This is a genomic window from Glutamicibacter ardleyensis, from assembly GCF_014644555.1.
Taxonomy (GTDB): Bacteria; Actinomycetota; Actinomycetes; order Actinomycetales; family Micrococcaceae; genus Glutamicibacter; species Glutamicibacter bergerei.
The window spans coordinates 634,923-651,796 of the sequence record NZ_BMKX01000002.1; the positions used below are offsets into that span (position 1 = coordinate 634,923).

14 protein-coding genes are annotated in these 16,874 nt (G+C 60.9%); 12 read left to right on the top strand and 2 right to left on the bottom strand.

The annotated features are described in order from the left end of the window. The first annotated feature begins 47 nt into the window (after positions 1-47). Complete coding sequence (locus IEX04_RS07650) at positions 48-1,598, top strand: DUF5129 domain-containing protein (RefSeq protein WP_188684845.1); 1,551 nt, start codon at positions 48-50, stop codon at positions 1,596-1,598. Between the two features lie 106 nt (positions 1,599-1,704). Here the strand turns inward: IEX04_RS07650 and IEX04_RS07655 are convergent, their stop codons facing one another. After that, positions 1,705-2,673, bottom strand: a complete 969-nt coding sequence (locus IEX04_RS07655; protein WP_188684846.1) for a quinone oxidoreductase family protein — start codon at positions 2,671-2,673, stop codon at positions 1,705-1,707. A gap of 171 nt (positions 2,674-2,844) precedes the next feature. Between IEX04_RS07655 and argC the strand changes: the two genes are divergently transcribed. Genes argC through IEX04_RS07685 form a run of 6 tightly spaced genes read left to right on the top strand, consistent with a single transcriptional unit; the run spans position 2,845 to position 8,780 of the window. Then, positions 2,845-3,876: an N-acetyl-gamma-glutamyl-phosphate reductase gene (gene argC / locus IEX04_RS07660; protein WP_188684847.1), complete on the top strand. Its 1,032-nt coding sequence runs from the start codon at positions 2,845-2,847 to the stop codon at positions 3,874-3,876. Then, a complete protein-coding gene (argJ, locus tag IEX04_RS07665) occupies positions 3,873-5,072 on the top strand; it encodes a bifunctional glutamate N-acetyltransferase/amino-acid acetyltransferase ArgJ (RefSeq protein WP_170947735.1) in 1,200 nt (399 codons plus the stop codon). Before argC ends, argJ begins: the two co-directional genes overlap by 4 nt. 26 nt (positions 5,073-5,098) lie before the next feature. Next, positions 5,099-6,025 (top strand): acetylglutamate kinase, encoded by a 927-nt coding sequence (gene argB / locus IEX04_RS07670; protein WP_096254458.1) that lies wholly within the window; start codon positions 5,099-5,101, stop codon positions 6,023-6,025. A gap of 53 nt (positions 6,026-6,078) precedes the next feature. Then, entirely contained in the window at positions 6,079-7,266 is a 1,188-nt protein-coding gene (locus IEX04_RS07675; RefSeq protein ID WP_188684906.1) for an acetylornithine transaminase, read from the top strand. Positions 7,267-7,316: 50 nt separating this feature from the next. Then, entirely contained in the window at positions 7,317-8,276 is a 960-nt protein-coding gene (argF, locus tag IEX04_RS07680) for an ornithine carbamoyltransferase (RefSeq protein ID WP_096254457.1), read from the top strand. Then, the gene (locus IEX04_RS07685; protein ID WP_096254456.1) at positions 8,277-8,780 is read left to right on the top strand and encodes an arginine repressor; all 504 of its coding nucleotides are present in this window, start codon (positions 8,277-8,279) and stop codon (positions 8,778-8,780) included. Positions 8,781-8,980: 200 nt separating this feature from the next. Here IEX04_RS07685 and IEX04_RS07690 read toward each other — a convergent pair whose 3' ends face one another. Beyond that, positions 8,981-9,532 (bottom strand): O-acetyl-ADP-ribose deacetylase, encoded by a 552-nt coding sequence (locus tag IEX04_RS07690; protein ID WP_188684848.1) that lies wholly within the window; start codon positions 9,530-9,532, stop codon positions 8,981-8,983. A gap of 354 nt (positions 9,533-9,886) precedes the next feature. Here IEX04_RS07690 and argH point away from each other — a divergent pair, with 354 nt between their 5' ends. The 5 genes from argH (at position 9,887) to tyrS (ending at position 16,635) form a co-directional block, all read left to right on the top strand. After that, positions 9,887-11,305 carry an argininosuccinate lyase gene (gene argH / locus IEX04_RS07695; protein ID WP_096254454.1) on the top strand — a complete coding sequence of 473 codons (1,419 nt, stop codon included), beginning with the start codon at positions 9,887-9,889 and terminating at the stop codon, positions 11,303-11,305. A 132-nt stretch (positions 11,306-11,437) separates the two neighbouring features. Continuing rightward, complete coding sequence (locus IEX04_RS07700; RefSeq protein ID WP_188684849.1) at positions 11,438-12,178, top strand: maleylpyruvate isomerase family mycothiol-dependent enzyme; 741 nt, start codon at positions 11,438-11,440, stop codon at positions 12,176-12,178. A gap of 91 nt (positions 12,179-12,269) precedes the next feature. Then, positions 12,270-12,803: an adenine phosphoribosyltransferase gene (locus IEX04_RS07705; protein ID WP_382344629.1), complete on the top strand. Its 534-nt coding sequence runs from the start codon at positions 12,270-12,272 to the stop codon at positions 12,801-12,803. A 138-nt stretch (positions 12,804-12,941) separates the two neighbouring features. After that, positions 12,942-15,224 (top strand): HelD family protein, encoded by a 2,283-nt coding sequence (locus IEX04_RS07710; protein ID WP_188684850.1) that lies wholly within the window; start codon positions 12,942-12,944, stop codon positions 15,222-15,224. Positions 15,225-15,315: 91 nt separating this feature from the next. Continuing rightward, positions 15,316-16,635 (top strand): tyrosine--tRNA ligase, encoded by a 1,320-nt coding sequence (gene tyrS, locus IEX04_RS07715; protein ID WP_170947734.1) that lies wholly within the window; start codon positions 15,316-15,318, stop codon positions 16,633-16,635. Positions 16,636-16,874: the final 239 nt, after the last annotated feature.

Genomic DNA, 16,874 nt, shown 5'->3' on the forward strand with positions numbered 1-16,874 from the left:
CGCATCGATCGGAATAAATCTCGACACCCCCTCTGGAGGAATTTTCCATGCATCAGCCCCAGTCAACAGGCCTGAGCAGCGTTGCGGTGGCGGCGCGTCGCACCGTGGCTGCCGGATTTGCCGCCACGTTGCTGATGGCCAGCGTGATCCCCGGGGCTTATGCCGCCGCAGCTGAGCCGGACACGCTCGAATCGATCACCGTTGATGACACCGCAAACGTGCTCAACGAAGACAAACTGCGCGACGCAATCGAAGGCCTGGACTTTAACGAGCCGACCAAGGTGGCCGTGTATACGCGCAACGGAGAGTATTCCGATGACATCAACACGAAAACCCTAGATTTTGCGCGCAGCAGCCACAGCGAATGGATTTCGGATAAGCCCGAAGACTACGGGGATTACTGGGCCGATGGCTACTTCATCATCACCTTGTCGGTGGAAGACCAAGGCGACGGGCAGGTCGGCACCTACTTCGGTGAGGATCGTAAAGTCTCCGAGGGGCAAATGGGTTCCATTCACGAGGCCGGGTACGAGGATTTTAACGCCGGACGCTGGTCCGACGGGGTGATCGCGGTGGCCGAGCGCGGGTCCAAAATCATGAATCGCCCCTGGTATCAGCATCCGGCACTGGGATGGACCGTGGGACTTGGCGGACTCGGAGCGCTGGGCACGGTGGGGATCACCGCCGCGGTGCGCGCACACAATCGCAAACGTTTTAGCCAAGCGCTGGGTGAGGGCACCGAACACCTGACCCGGGTCACGCTGGACTTGGATGCCACCGAACTTGCAGCGAGCACGCTCCCGGCCGACGCCGCGCACGCAACCGTGCTCGCTAGCCGCTTCGCCAACTTCAGCGCCGACTACCGTGTGGTGTTCAGTGAGCGCCAGGAGTTGGAGGCAACGACTAAAAAGCTGCGGTCACGCAGTGTTGGAGTGCTTCGGGCTAAGGATTTTTTGTCCACCGCACAAACTCTGGATTTGACCGACGACGCGATCATTGATGCCGCATCCCTCTATACCCGCGATGCCAACTGGGAAGCGGCCTGGCGCAGACAGATCGCCCCGCTACTTGAAGACCTCAACGCGTTGCCCGAACTGACAGAAAATTCTACTGACGCCGCGGAAGACGGCGACGAAGAGGTTCGAGCCAGCGTGGCCGCGTTGAATTCCTTCGCGGCTCAAGCCCGCAATCAGTTGCAACGTCTGGGCGATGAGCTGAAAAGTGAAAGCATCGAGGTTGATGATGCGCTTGATGCTCTCTCAGATTTGCGCGTGCAACTGACCGAAAAACTTGATGCTTTGGCCAACGCACAAATCGTGACCTATGCGAAGAGTCCGGAAGAGGAAGAAGAAATGCGCACGGAGCTAAAGCGCTCACGCTATGACGCAACAAATCAAAGGCCGCGCGCTGTCGGCACAATTTTGGACGTCAGCTACCCGGCCGCGATGTACTGGTCCGTGGGTTCCTACAGCACCGGCTACAGCCAAGCGGTCAGCTCGGTGGATAGCTCACGCTCATCGGGTGGGTCTTCGGGTGTTTCCCAGGGCTACTCCGGTGGAGGTAGTTTCTCCGGCGCCGGAGGCTCCTCGCACTTCTAATGTTGCGCCGCAACTACTGAAACTCACGGCGAAGGCCTGCCACCAAAATCGGTGACAGGCCTTCGCTACGTAGTGCTACGCGGTGCCTTCGCGCGCGGGCAGGCGTTTAGGGAACGAGGAGCACCTTGCCGGTGGTCTTTCGCGATTCCAGCGCCCGATGCGCCTGATCCGCATCTTTGAGCGCGAACTCCTGGCCCACCCGAACATCGAGCTCACCGGAAGCCACCCAGCCGAATACATCGCCAAAACGCCAGGCGCGTTCTTCGTCGGTGGCCAAAAAGTCTGCGAGCTTCGGGCGCGTGACGGTTAATGATCCACCCGCGTTTAAGCGCTGCAGATCAAAGGGTGGCACCTGGCCGCTGGCTCCTCCAAAGAGTGCGAGTGTGCCGCGGCGCTTGAGTACCTTCAGCGAAATGTCAAAGGTGTCTTTGCCGATGCCGTCGTAGACCGCATGCACGCCCTGGCCCTTGGTGACCTTGTCAACGGTGGCCTCCACCTGGTTGTAATCCACCACGTAATCTGCTCCGGCGGCACGCGCCAGGTCTTTCTTTTCTTGGGTGGAGGCGGTGGTGATCACCGTCGCGCCCTTCATCTTCAGGATCTGAGTCAGTAACAGGCCCACTCCGCCGGCGCCGGCGTAGGTGAGAATGACGTCGCCCGAACGGACCAGGTAGCTCGAATGCGTCAGGTAGTGCGAGGTCATGCCCTGTAAGGGCAGCGCCGCGGCCAGGCGCAGATCAACGTTGGCCGGCACCTTGCCCAGTTGGTTTTCGTCGACCACCGCAAATTGCGCGTAGCCCTTGGTACCGCTGGAGGTAGCAACGCGGTCCCCGACCTTCAGGTGACGCACGTTCTCACCTAGCTCGGTCACGGTGCCAGAAAATTCGGTTCCCGGGGTGAAGGGGTAGTCCACCGCGTAGACGCCGGAGCGTTGATAGGTTTCAATGAAGTTCACGCCGACCGCTTCGATCTTTACCAGGACCTGGCCCTCGCCCGGGGCTTCGATGGGGGCATCACCTAGTTCCATCACTTCGGGTCCACCTGCGTGGGAGACGAGTATGCTCTGCTGATTCATACGATGCGCTTCCAATCTTTGTCCCTTGCCAAGTTGCTGGCCGTTGCCTGATCCCAGTCTAAGTGTGGCGGGTGTGAGCTCGATGAGCGACAACCCAGAGCTGGCATGAAATGACGAACAATTTATGCATATTTATTAGGTTTGATGCATATCCGGTTGTAGAGTGAGGTCATGACGATTTCAGTTGCTGTCTCCGGCGCCAGCGGATACGCCGGAGGCGAAGTCCTTAGAATTTTAGCCAATCACCCAGAGGTAGAGATTGGTGCGATCACCGCGCATTCCCAAGCCGGATTGCGACTAGGCGGCATCGCCGCGCATCTTCACTCCCTGGCCGATCGAGTGCTGGTGGAAACCACCGTGGAAAACCTTGCCGGACACGACGTGGTCTTTCTTGCCCTTCCGCACGGCGCGAGCGCAGCGGTGGCGGCGGCCCTGCCCGAATCTACCCTGGTCATCGACGCCGGCGCGGATCACCGCCTGGAATCGGCGAGCGCCTGGGAAAAATTCTACGGCTCACCACACGCCGGATCCTGGCCCTACGGACTGCCCGAACTTCCCGGGGCGCGCGAGAAACTCGCCGGCGCCAAACGCGTAGCAGTACCTGGTTGTTACCCCACCGGCGGCCAGCTGGCCCTCGCCCCGGGCTACCACGCCGGATTACTTGAGCCACAAGACGTAGTGATCGTTTCCGCCTCCGGCACCTCCGGCGCGGGAAAAAGCGCCAAAACCCACCTGCTGGGCAGCGAAACCATGGGCTCGATGAGCACCTATGGCGTCGGCGGTATCCACCGCCACATTCCCGAAATGGAACAGGGCCTTTCCAAACTGGCCGGGGAGGACGTGACCGTGTCTTTCACCCCGACGCTGGCCCCAATGCCGCGCGGTATCCTGACCACCGCCACCGCGCGGGTCAAGCCAGGAGTGCGCGCCGCCCAATTACGCGAGGCCTGGGCATCGGCCTACGCCAACGAACCATTTGTGCACCTGCTGCCCGAGGGCCAGTGGCCCACCACCGGCGCGGTGCAAGCCTCAAACCACGTGCACATGCAATTAGCGTTCGACGAGCACGCCGGACGAGTGATCGTCACCGCCGCGCTGGATAACCTCACCAAGGGCACCGCCGGCGCCGCCGTGCAATCGATGAACATCGCACTGGGCTTGCCCGAAACCACCGGATTGTTAATGCAAGGAGTCGCACCGTGAGCCTGACCCACACCCCAACCTTTCCGCAGGCCACACTGGCCGGAGTCACCGCACCGGCAGGATTTAGCGCCGCAGGTGTGCCAGCGGGCCTGAAATCCACGGGTAAAAACGACGTGGTGCTCGTGACCAACCAGGGCCCGAACTATGCGGCGGCCGCGGTCTTCACCGCCAACCGCGTGGCGGCGGCTCCGGTGCACTGGTCCAAACAGGTGATCACCGATGGCCGAGTGGACGCGATCGTGCTGAACTCCGGCGGCGCCAACGCCTGCACCGGAGCCGAAGGCTTTGCCAACACCCACCAGACGGCCGAACATGTGGCCCAACTTTTGAACATTTCCTCCGGTGACGTGGCCGTAGCCTCCACCGGGTTGATCGGCGAACAACTGCCGATGGACAAGCTGCTACCCGGAGTAGAGCGCGCAGCAACCGCGCTCGCCGGCGGTCAGGACGCTTCCGATCAGGCGGCGGCCGGCATTATGACCACCGATACCGTGCCGAAGATCGCCTCGCGCACCGTGAATGGTTACACCTTGGGCGGTATGGCCAAGGGCGCGGGCATGCTCGCCCCGGCGCTGGCCACGATGCTGGTGGTGCTGACCACCGACGCGGTGCTCGACGCCACACAGTTAGATGCCGCGTTGCGCGCCGCGACCTCGGTCAGCTTTGACCGGGCGGACTCCGATGGCTGCATGTCCACCAATGACACGGTGCTGCTGATGTCCTCCGGCGCCTCCGGGATCACCCCGGACGCGCAAGAGTTCACCGCCGCGCTGGCCGATATGTGCCAAGAGTTGGCCGCAAAGCTCATCGACGACGCTGAGGGTGCACAACACACCATCGCGGTCCGGACGTTTAATGCCGCCACCGAGGCCGACGCGCTGGAGGTCTCCCGCGCGGTATCCCGATCGAACCTGGTGAAAACCGCGATCTTCGGCAAGGACCCCAACTGGGGGCGGGTGCTCTCCGAGGTCGGCACCACGCGCGCCGCCTTTGAACCCGATGAACTGAACGTCTCGATCAACTCGGTGATGGTCTGCAAAAACGGTGGTGTCGGCGAGGATCGTTCGCTGGTCTCGCTAGAGGATCGTAACGTGTCGATCGACATCGATTTGAACGCCGGATCCGCGCAGGCCACCATCTTGACCAACGATCTAACCCATGACTACGTCCACGAAAACTCCGCCTACTCCAGCTAGGCACGCACCCTAGGAGCCCGGCCACGATGCCGCACACCGCACAAAGTCACCTCGGCGCCGCCCGTACCAAGGCCGAAGCGCTCATCGAAGCGCTGCCCTGGATTCAACGTTTTGCCGGAACCACGATGGTCATCAAATACGGTGGCAACGCGATGGTCAACGAGTCGCTACGCCGCGCCTTCGCCGAAGACATCGTGTTCCTGCGTCACGCCGGAATCAACCCGGTGGTGGTGCACGGCGGCGGACCGCAGATCAACAAGATGCTCGACACGCTGGGCATCAAGTCAGAATTTCGTGGCGGGCTTCGGGTGACCACACCCGAGGCGATGGATGTGGTGCGCATGGTGCTCACCGGCCAGGTGCAGCGTGACCTGGTGGGCCTGATCAACTCGCACGGGCCCTACTCGGTGGGCATGTCTGGGGAGGATGGCGCGATGCTCCAAGCGGTTCGCACCGGTACCTTCGTCGACGGGCTGCCCGTTGATTTGGGTTTGGTCGGCGAGGTGACCCGCGTACGCACCGATCAGGTGGACTCGCTGGTGGAAGCCGGAATGATCCCGGTTATTTCCACCGTGGCACCGGAATTTGATGCGGCGGGGGAGCCAACCGGGGCGATTCTCAACGTTAACGCGGATACCGCGGCCGCGGCGCTGGCCACCGCGCTGGGCGCCGCCAAACTGGTCATCCTCACCGACGTGGAGGGCCTTTACGCGGCATGGCCGGACAAGTCCTCGCTGATCAGCTCGATTACCAACGATGAGCTGCGCACCATGCTGCCCACCTTGGAATCGGGCATGATCCCGAAGATGGGTGCCTGCCTGAAGGCGGTCGACGAGGGAGTGGCCCAGGCCCATATCGTCGACGGCCGTGAGGCGCACTCGATGCTGCTCGAAATTTTCACCACTGCCGGGGTTGGCACCCAGGTGGTACCCCAGGATAAGGAATCTAAGTGAGTCAGGAATTGCACCCAAACGGTGCGCTGAATCAGGCCAATGAGCTCTCCTCGATGCATGGGGCCGAGCTGACTGAGCGTTACAACAAGTCACTGCTCGGCGTTTTTGGCACCCCCTCACGGGTTTTGGTGCGTGGCGCCGGCTGCCATGTGTGGGACGCCGACGGCAACCGCTACCTGGACTTGCTTGGCGGCATCGCGGTCAACACCCTCGGTCACGCGAACCCTTTGCTGACCAGTGTGATCACCAGTCAGTTGGCCACCCTGGGGCACGTGTCGAACTTTTTCAGCACCCCCACGCAGATTGCCCTGGCGGAGAAGCTACTAGAAATTTCTGCCGCGCCGGCCGGTTCCAAGGTGTTCTTCACGAACTCCGGTACCGAGGCGAATGAGGCGGCGTTGAAGCTCACCCGGCGTAATGTCGGGACCGAGCAGACCCCGCGCACCAAGGTGATTGCCCTGGAACACTCCTTCCATGGCCGCACCCTCGGCGCGCTGTCGCTGACCTATAAGCACAAGTACCGTGAACCCTTCGCCCCGCTGCCAGATAATGTCAGCTGGATTCCGGCCGGAGATATCCAGGCGCTGCGCGAGGCGGTTGACGAAACCGTTGCGGCGGTGTTCATCGAACCTATTCAGGGTGAAGCCGGGGTGCGTGAGCTGGAGACAGAGTACCTGCGCGCGGCGCGCGAGATCACCCAGGCCGCCGGTGCACTATTGGTTTTTGACGAGGTGCAGACCGGCATGGGCCGCACCGGGCAATTTTTCGCCTCCGCACCGGTGCTCCCGGACGTGATGACCCTGGCTAAGGGGCTGGGCGGCGGATTCCCGATCGGCGCGATGATCGTCTTCGGTGAAGAAAATACCAGCTGGCTGACCCCGGGGGACCACGGCACCACCTTTGGTGGCAACCCGGTGGCCTGCGCCGCGGGGCTAGCCGTCATCCACACCATTGAAAACGAGAAACTACTGGAGCATGTGCGCGAAACCGGTGACTGGTTACGCGCCGCGCTGGCCGAGCTGGACGGGATTAGCGCCGTGCGCGGCCGCGGCCTGCTGACCGCCTTTGAATTGCAAACGGCGGTAGCGCCGAAGTTTGTTTCCGCCGCGCTAGATGCCGGGTTCATCGTCAACGCCACCGACGAACACACCATCCGCCTGGCCCCACCACTGATTATTACCCGCGAACAACTCGAAACCTTCCTCGCCGCCGTGCCACAGCTGCTGACCGCGGCCGTCTAAACCTTGCGAACGAACAGCCCGGCTACCGCCGGAAACTAAGGAATCATCCCATGAGTCTTACCCGCCACTTCCTCACCGACCTTGATCTAAGCCCGGCAGAGCAGTCCAAGGTCTTGGACCTCGCCGCAGCGATGAAGGCCGATAAATACGGCTTCACACCCTACGCGGGCCCACAAACCGTCGCGGTCTTCTTCGACAAAACTTCCACGCGTACCCGCGTTTCCTTCCACGCGGGCATTGCCGAGTTGGGCGGCTCACCGCTGATCATCAACTCCACCGATTCGCAGCTGGGGCACAAGGAGACCATCGCCGATTCCGCCCAGGTGTTGGCGCGAATGGTATCCACTATCGTGTGGCGCACCTACGCCCAGTCCGGGCTCGAAGAGATGGCTGCGAACTCGACGGTGCCGGTCATTAACGCGCTATCTGACGATTACCACCCCTGCCAGCTGCTGGCGGACCTGCTCACCGTGCGGGAACACAAGGGCAAAACCGCGGGGCTGACCATGGTCTACCTGGGCGACTCCGCCAACAATATGGCCAACTCCTACCTGCTAGCCGGGGTCACCGCCGGCATGCACGTGCGTATCGCCGGTCCCGAAGGCTACCTGCCGTCGGCCGAGATTATCGCCGCCGCCCAGATTCGTGCCGAAGAAACCGGCGGTTCGGTGGTCATCACCACCGACGCGGCGCAAGCGCTGGAAGATGCCGACGTGGTCGTCACCGACACCTGGGTATCCATGGGGCAGGAAGATGAGAAGGCGGCGCGACAGAAGCTCTTCGTGGATTACGCGGTGGATGCCGAGGCGATGAAGCTTGCCAAGGACGATGCGATCGTACTGCACTGCCTACCGGCCTACCGCGGCTACGAGATTTCCGCCGAGGTGCTCGACGGCCCACAGTCGGTCGTGTTCGACGAGGCCGAGAACCGGGTGCACGCGCAGAAGGCCATCATGACCTGGCTGATGGTCGCCTCCGGTCTGGCGCAAGATCCCCGAGTGGAGCTCTAAATGTCGGTACAGCCAAGCACCAAAACCGCGCGCCAAGCCCGGATTCGTGCGTTCTTGGGCAATAATTCGGTTAAATCTCAGGCAGAACTGCTCGGGTTGCTCAAAGATGACGGGTTGGAGGTCACCCAGGCTACGCTTTCCCGGGATCTGGTGGAGATCGGAGCCGTGCGGATCCGCGACCACCTGGGCCAACTGATTTATGCGATCCGCCAAGAGGGTGGGGACCGTTCCCCGCAGACCGCCATCACCCAGGAGGTGCTCGACGCGCGCCTGGCTAAGATCTGTCAGGAGCAGTTAGTCACCGCCGAGGGCTCGGCAAATATCGTTGTTTTGCGCACCCCGCCGGGGGCCGCGAACCTGTTGGCGCTGGCCATCGACCACTCGCAGATTCCCGCAATTCTGGGCTGTATCGCGGGCGATGACACGATTATGGTGATCACCCGCGCCGCCGATGGGGCCAGAGAAGTGGCCAGCCGCTTTTTGCAGCTGGCCGAACCGCGCTAGCCGGGCGGGACGCACACAAATTTCATGCACGATCAGCGCGCCACCGAAAGGGTTTCCACCCGCGGTGGCGCGTTGCGTTAACCCGTCATTACGTCGGCGCATCATGGGCGCACAGCTCACATGCTCAGAGATAAAATTACCCGTCACCGCTGACGCGCGGTGACGGGTAATGATGTTTTCTGACGGTTAGGCTCGTGGTGCTAGGCAGCCAACTGGTCTACCGAAGACATTCCAAAGGCCTCTTCGAAGGCCTCTTGAACTTCGTCAGTATGCGACACCATGACGATGCGGCGGATTGGCGAAACATGCTTATTCGTTTCCACCCATGCGTTAATGGTGTTAAAACCAATTCGAGCGACCGTTTGTGCAGGCCAGCCGAAAGCGCCGGCACCCACTGCAGGAAACGCGACGGAGTGCGCCTCATGCCGCGCCGCCAGATAGAGCGAATTGCTAAAACAATCGGCCAGGATCTTCGGGTTGGGTTTAATCAGTGCGAGGTTTGGCGCCGCGGTATGGATGACCCACTTCGCGCTAAGGTTTCCGGCCTTCGTCGCCACCGCAATACCTGAAGGGATTCCGTCGGGGTATCTGGCCGCACGAACTGCACGACAGGCGGCCAGCAGGGCAGGCCCGGCCGCCGCATGAATAGCTCCATCGACGCCGCCCCCACCCAATAACGAGGGATTGGCTGCATTGACGATGGCATCAACGTTCAACGTGGTGATATCACCGCGGTACAACTGGATTTCCATGGGGTTTCCTCCAACGAAGTATCCGTATTCGGCTTTGTGTCTCTCACCATACGCTCGCGCTGGCACCGGCGGAAGTAGCAAACGCACAACTCACCGTGTCCTGACAAAAAATCTATACCTAGTTCACAGGTTCGGCCCCGATCCGGCATTTGCGTTGGGTGCGGCGCCTGGCAGCGCGTGGCGAACGGCGGCATCGGCGATAAATTTGCCGACGATCGTGCCGAGGTCTTAGTAGTGCACGCCGAACTCGCTGAATAATTATGAGTGTCAATGCATAATGCTTTGCTAGAGTGGAAGCAGCGCATCATCAACTTTGCCCGTCGCCCGGCGGGATCTGGCTGAAAGGAACGAGTTATGTCCTCGTCAACAAATGAAGGATCGCTCTGGGGTGGCCGCTTCTCCGGTGGGCCAGCAGAAGCGATGGCAGCACTGAGCAAGTCCACCCACTTCGACTGGCGCTTAGCCGGCTACGACATCGCCGGGTCCCGCGCTCACGCCAAGGTGCTCCAGCGCGCCGGGCTGCTGACCGAGACCGAACTGACCGACATGCTCGCCGCGCTGAACCAGCTCGAAGCAGATGTGAAGTCCCAAGCCTACGTTGCCGCCGAATCGGATGAAGATGTGCACGGCTCGTTGGAGCGCGGGTTGCTGGAACGTGCCGGCACCCAATTGGGCGGCAAGCTGCGTGCTGGCCGTTCCCGCAACGACCAGATCGCCACCTTAGGCCGGATGTTCCTGCGCGACCACGCACGGATCATCGCTTCCGGTGTTATCGATACCATCGACGCGATGCTCGACCAGGCCAAGGCGCACCCGTACGCGCCGATGCCCGGCCGCACCCACCTGCAGCACGCCCAGCCGATCCTACTTTCGCACCTGTTGCTCGCTTACGCGTGGCCGTTGCTGCGCGATGTGCAGCGCTTTGCCGATTGGGACAAGCGCGCGGCGGTTTCCCCTTATGGTTCCGGTGCGCTGGCCGGGCAGACCCTCGGGCTTGATCCTAACTTCGTCGCCGCGGAATTGGGCTTCGACTCGGCGGTCTTCAACTCGATCGATGGCACCGCTGCACGCGATGTCTTCGCGGAATTCTCTTGGATTACCGCGATGATCGGCGTAGACCTGTCCCGGGTGAGCGAAGAAGTCATCCTGTGGGCCACGAAGGAGTTTAGCTTCGTGAAGTTGCACGATGCGTTCTCCACCGGCTCCTCGATCATGCCGCAGAAAAAGAACCCGGATATTGCCGAGCTTGCTCGTGGCAAGGCCGGACGTTTGATCGGCGACCTAACCGGACTGATGGCTACGCTCAAGGCACTGCCGTTGGCCTACAACCGCGACCTGCAGGAAGACAAAGAACCGGTATTTGACGCGGCGGACACCCTAGAAATGTTGCTGCCGGCGATGGCAGGCATGATGGGCACGCTGACCTTTAACACCGAGCGCATGGCGCAGCTCGCGCCGCAGGGTTTTGCACTGGCCACCGACATTGCCGAATGGTTGGTCCGTCAGGGTGTGCCGTTCCGTGACGCGCACGAACTTTCCGGTGCCGCGGTGCAGCTGGCCGAATCGCGTGGCGTGGAGCTTTGGGATTTGACCGACGAAGAATACGCCGGCATCTCGGAGCACTTAACCCCGAAGGTGCGCGAGGTCTTGTCCACCGAGGGTTCGCTCAATGCCCGTAATGGCCAGGGTGGCACCGCCCCGAGCGCCGTCGCAGAGCAGATTGTCGAGTTTGAACGCCAGCTTGATCAGATTCGCGCCTGGGTCAAAGGCTAAAGCAACACTGCACTAATAATCCGCTTTCCGGGCGGCCGATTAGCCACGCATACCGCATGGTTGAGCGGCCGCCCGGCGCGTTGTGGGTGCCGGACTTCTGCCCGGGAACCGGCTCGCGCTAGAGTGTGTGCCATGACACTTCAACTGCCTCCAGCCCAACTCATTGCACACGTGACCACCGCCTTGGACGAACTGGTCGCGCAGCTTTCCAGCTTGGCTGACGAAGATTTCGCCAAGCCCAGTTCGTTGCCCGGCTGGAGCACCGCGCAACTGGTGGCGCACCTGCATTCGTTGGCGCTGGCCGCAAACCGGCAATTTGAGCAGGCCGGTTCCGCGCAGTTACCACCGATGTACGACGGGGGAGCGGCCGGGCGGATCGAGGCGATCAATATGGCCGCGCTGATGCGACCGGAAAAACTACGCGAACTGGTGAGCGCATCCTTAGGCCAGTTACGTGAAACCCTCACCACCGTGCAAGCGCACTGGGAACAGCCAGTGGGCTATCGTCCGGGAGCGAAGGTGGCCGATATGGTCTACGCGGTCTGGCGAGAAATGCTGATCCACGCCACCGACCTGAACGAATTTATCCGTCCCGCCGCTAGCTGGCCCCAAGAATTTTCCGATCACCTCCTGCGTGCCCTGGCGGCTCGGGTGAAGCCAGAGGACCGCATCGTATTGCAATCCCATGGCCGCCAGCGTCAGGTGATTGGTGAGGGAGAGCGATCCTGGGTACTTGAAGGAACAGATTTTGACTTGGCCGCCTGGTTGTCCGGCCGGCCGGTGGGCGGGGTGGTTCGTGCCACGCAGGCCGCGGATTCGGCCGATTTCCCCACCTTACTGCCGTGGCCCAGCGACGTATTGATGGCGCGTTAAACCCCGGTCGACTCCAAACGTGTGCGCGATCGCAGAGCAAAAGACGACTTCCGGTCCTTCTTAAGCCGTTTGACGCACTAAAATATTACGCGTGACTAATAACGAGAGTATAAGTGAGCTGCTAGACCGACTGTGCGCAGTGGTGGCAGACTACCCACAACCCGGGGTCTCTTTTAAAGACCTCACCCCGGTGTTTGCCGACCCTCAGGGGTTGCGCCGGCTGGTAGATGAGCTGATCGCGCCCTTCGCCGGACAGTTCGACATCGTTGCCGGGCTTGAAGCGCGTGGATTTGTGCTTGCCGCCGCGGCCGCCTACGCCTCGGGCCGCGGAATGCTGACCATCCGTAAGGCCGGAAAGTTGCCGCGCGAGGTATACCGCGATGATTACACCTTGGAATATGGCTCCGCCTCGCTGGAGCTGCACAAGGATGAGATCGCGCCAGGCACCCGAGTGTTGGTGCTTGACGATGTGCTCGCCACCGGTGGAACCGTGGGTTCGGCGGTACGTTTGATCGAACGTGCCGGCGGTGTGGTGGCCGGAGTCGGCGTAATTTTGGAGCTCGAAGAACTCGGCGGACGTGCCAACTTGGGCGATCACCAGGTGCTCAGCTTACAAAAAGTTTAGTGTTTCGCACCGGAGCCGGTCACCGGTCATGGCCGGAAGATGACGTACGTGACTTCGCGGGATTAACCCCGCGCCGAACAACGCGCGTATCATAATCTGTCCTGTATATAAGCGATATGAGCGCGAGGGGAACCAAGATTGAGCGGTACGATCGAGCAGGATCTGCTCGCCGAAAGCCAGTATGTCTCACGACTATATGACCGGCTTGATGAGTTGCGCGCCGAAAAGGTTCAGCAGCTTGCACGCACCCGGGCTACCGGCGCGGTAGGCACCTTCCAAAACCAGTCCGAACGTGACTCCTTTGCGAGCCTTTACGAGGACCGCATCGCGCAATTGGACGCGGTGCAAGACCGGTTGGTCTTTGGCCGGTTGGACCTGGCCGAGCAGGGCGAAGCGCAAGCGGAGTCCAACGGTGCGGGGAATTCGCCGCGCTATATTGGACGCATCGGGCTCTCCGATGAGGAACTGAACCGGTTGATGATCGACTGGCGCGCCTCGGAAGCCGCACCGTTTTATCAGGCGACCGCGCTAAACCCGCGCGGTGTGCGCCGACGGCGCCACCTGATGCTCAAGGGCCGCACCGTGGCCGGTATCGAAGACGATGTGCTCGACGGAACCTGGCTCGATGAGGGGCATACGCACCACGGTGAAGGTGCGTTGATGGCCGCGCTGCGCGAAAAGCGCACCGGCCGTATGGGCGACATCGTCGGCACCATCCAGGCCGAGCAGGATGCGATCATTCGCGCCGATCTTCCTGGGGCCGTAGTGGTTCAGGGTGGGCCGGGTACCGGTAAAACCGCCGTCGCGCTACATCGTGCAGCTTTTCTGCTCTATGAATACCGCGAACGGCTCAAGCACGCAGGCGTGCTCATTGTTGGCCCGTCTAATTCGTTTATGCGTTATATCGAACGGGTGCTGCCTTCGCTGGGTGAAACCGGCGTAGTGATGTCCTCGGTGGGCGAGCTGTACCACGGGGTACACGCAGGTCCGGAAACCGCACGTAATGTCGCCCGGGTGAAGGGTCGACTATCGATGGCGAAGGTCATCGGCGCCGCGGTGCGCAACCGCCAGCGTCTGCTGGCCGAAGACCGCACGGTAGTTGTCGAAGGCACCCGGCTCACGCTGACTCGCGGTATGGTGCGCAACGCCCGCGAACGTGCCCGGCATACGCATAAGCCGTATAACGAGGCGCGCGAAACCTTTACCAAGGTGATCGTCGGAGATTTGGCCGAGCAGTTGCGCCGTAAGCTGGAGGAATCTGCCGGCCAGCCAAGCGCCGCGGATCGTTCATACCTTCCACAGGAGGTACGCGAATCCTGGGATGTGCGCGTGGCCATCAACCTCTGCTGGATGCCGATGACCCCGCAGGGCCTGCTCTCCGAGCTTTTTGCTAAACCGCATCTGTTGGAGGCCGCCGCCCCGCGGATGTCGCCGGCGGACCGCGATGCCCTGTTCCGCCCGGCCGGTTCGCCCTTCACCGAAGCTGACGTGCCGTTGCTCGACGAGGCAGCGGAACTGTTGGGCGAGTTTGTGAACCCGCAGGATCTGCCCGATACCTCGCAGTACGAGCGCGACGTGGAAAACGCCAAACGGGCGCTGGACAATATGGATACGATGCTCGCCAACGCGGGGATCGACGGAGTGGTGACCGCGGAGCAGGTAGCCGCGGTCAATCAGGAAACCGCCGCCTCGGCCAGCGCGGCCGAACGTGCAGTCTCCGATCGCACCTGGGCCTACGGGCACATTGTGGTCGACGAAGCCCAGGAGCTTTCGCCGATGCAGTGGCGTCTTTTGGTACGCCGTTGCCCGATGAAGTCCTTCACCATCGTCGGGGATATCGCGCAGACCTCCGCCGCCTCGGGTGCCAATAGCTGGGCCCAAGCATTGGAACCGTTCTTCGCGGACCGCTACAAACTCGAAGAACTCACCGTCAATTACCGCACCCCGGCACAGATTGCCGATGCTGCGGTGCGCGTGGCTCAGGCCGCGGGCTTGCGAATCACCACGCCGCAAGCGGTACGCGAAGGTGACTGGCCACCGGTGATCACCACCGTAGGCAAGGGTGAGTTGATCCAGAGCCTGATCGAGCAACTGCCTGACGAATTGGAATACTCGGCCGGCGGGTTGCAAGCGGTGATCGTGCCACAAGAATTGTTGGCTGCCGCGCGTGCTGCGGTCACCGAGCTCTACACGGAGCGGGTGGGCACCGGATCCGGTGGCCTGGCACAGGACATCGTGGTGATTTCCGCCCGCGAATCGAAGGGTCTGGAATTCGACGGGGTCATGATCGTGGAACCGGCACTGCTGGTGGCAGAGGTAGACGGGGGAGTGGGCGACCTGTATGTAGCGATGACCCGCACCACCCAGCGTCTGCACGTGATCCACAACCAACCACTGCCGGCCGGGTTTACCGAAGCCTAAGGCCAAGGTTTTACTCCCGCACGAGTTTTTGTGGGTGTGATCGGCGGTACAAACTACGCCGTGGCGACGGGATTTTGCTAATGTTGAGAGCGTGTCTGAGAATAAGCAGAATCCCGTCATTGCGGGACAGAGTAATGATCCCTCCTTCGAGAACATCTGGCAGGAACTAAAGTGGCGCGGCCTAGTGCACGTGTCCACCGATGAAACCGAGCTAGAGCGAGCCCTGGCCGAGGAGAGTATCACTTACTATTGCGGGTTCGATCCGACCGCACCCTCACTACACCTAGGCAACCTCGTTCAGTTGTTGAATATGCGTCGACTACAGTTGGCCGGTCACCAGCCACTGGCCCTGGTCGGTGGTTCCACCGGACTGATCGGTGATCCGCGGCAGACTGCCGAGCGCACCCTGAATACCAAAGAAACCGTGACCGAATGGGTCACTCGTCTTCAGGGGCAGGTCTCGCGCTTCCTGTCCAACCAGGGGCCGAACGCGGTACGTCTGGTGAACAACCTGGACTGGACCTCACAGTTATCAGCGTTGGACTTCCTGCGCGACGTGGGTAAGTACTTCCGTGTGGGGACAATGATCAAAAAGGAAATTGTTTCTGCACGGCTGAACTCCGATGAGGGCATCAGCTACACCGAGTTCTCCTACCAGGTGTTGCAGGGTTATGACTTCTTGGAGCTCAACCGCCAATACGGTTGTACCTTACAGACCGGTGGCTCTGACCAATGGGGCAACCTGACCAGTGGTACCGACCTGATCCGCAAGGTTCAGGGCAAGTCAGCTCACGCCTACGGCACTCCATTGATCACCAACTCCGATGGCACCAAGTTCGGCAAGTCCGAAGGTAACGCCATCTGGTTGGACGCAGAAATGTGCAGCCCATACGCGCTCTACCAATTCTGGCTCAATACCGCCGATGCCGATGTAATTGATCGTTTGAAAGTCTTCACTTTCTTAACCCGCGAGCAGATTGAGGCGTTGGCGGTCGAGGTCGCCGAACGTCCGTTCAAGCGCCAAGCTCAGCGCGAACTTGCCTGGTTGGTGACCTCATTGGTTCACGGTGAAGACGCCACCAATAAAGTCATCGCTGCCTCGGCCGCAGTATTCGGCAACGGAGATCTGAACGAGATCGATCTGCCAACACTGGAATCAGTGCTGGTTGAGCTGCCTTCGGCTCAGATAAGCGCCGATGATCTAGGTATCTTGAATGTGCTTCATGCATCGGGGCTTAGCGAATCACTTTCGGCAGCGCGCCGTACCGTGAACGAGGGTGGCGCCTACGTAAATAACGAAAAGGTAACCGGCATCGATTCGGTGCTTAGCAACGAGGACTTCCTGCACGGTAAGTACGCCATCGTGCGCCGCGGCAAGAAGAACATGGCAGTTGTCGAGCTAACCGCTTAGTCAAGTACCAACGTATTTCAGCTAAAAAAGAGAAACCGTCAGAAAAGTCTGTGAACCACGACACCTTTCTGGCGGTTTTCTTGTGTTCAAAACACTAAACTACTAGTCAGGCTAAGTTTATTGGTGATTTTTGGTGGGAATAGCCGATTTGCGCGTCGCCGAGAATGAACGTATAGTTTTTCTCTGTTGCCGAAACGAAAACAACGTGGAATACACGAAGAATTCATTCGGTAGCAAAG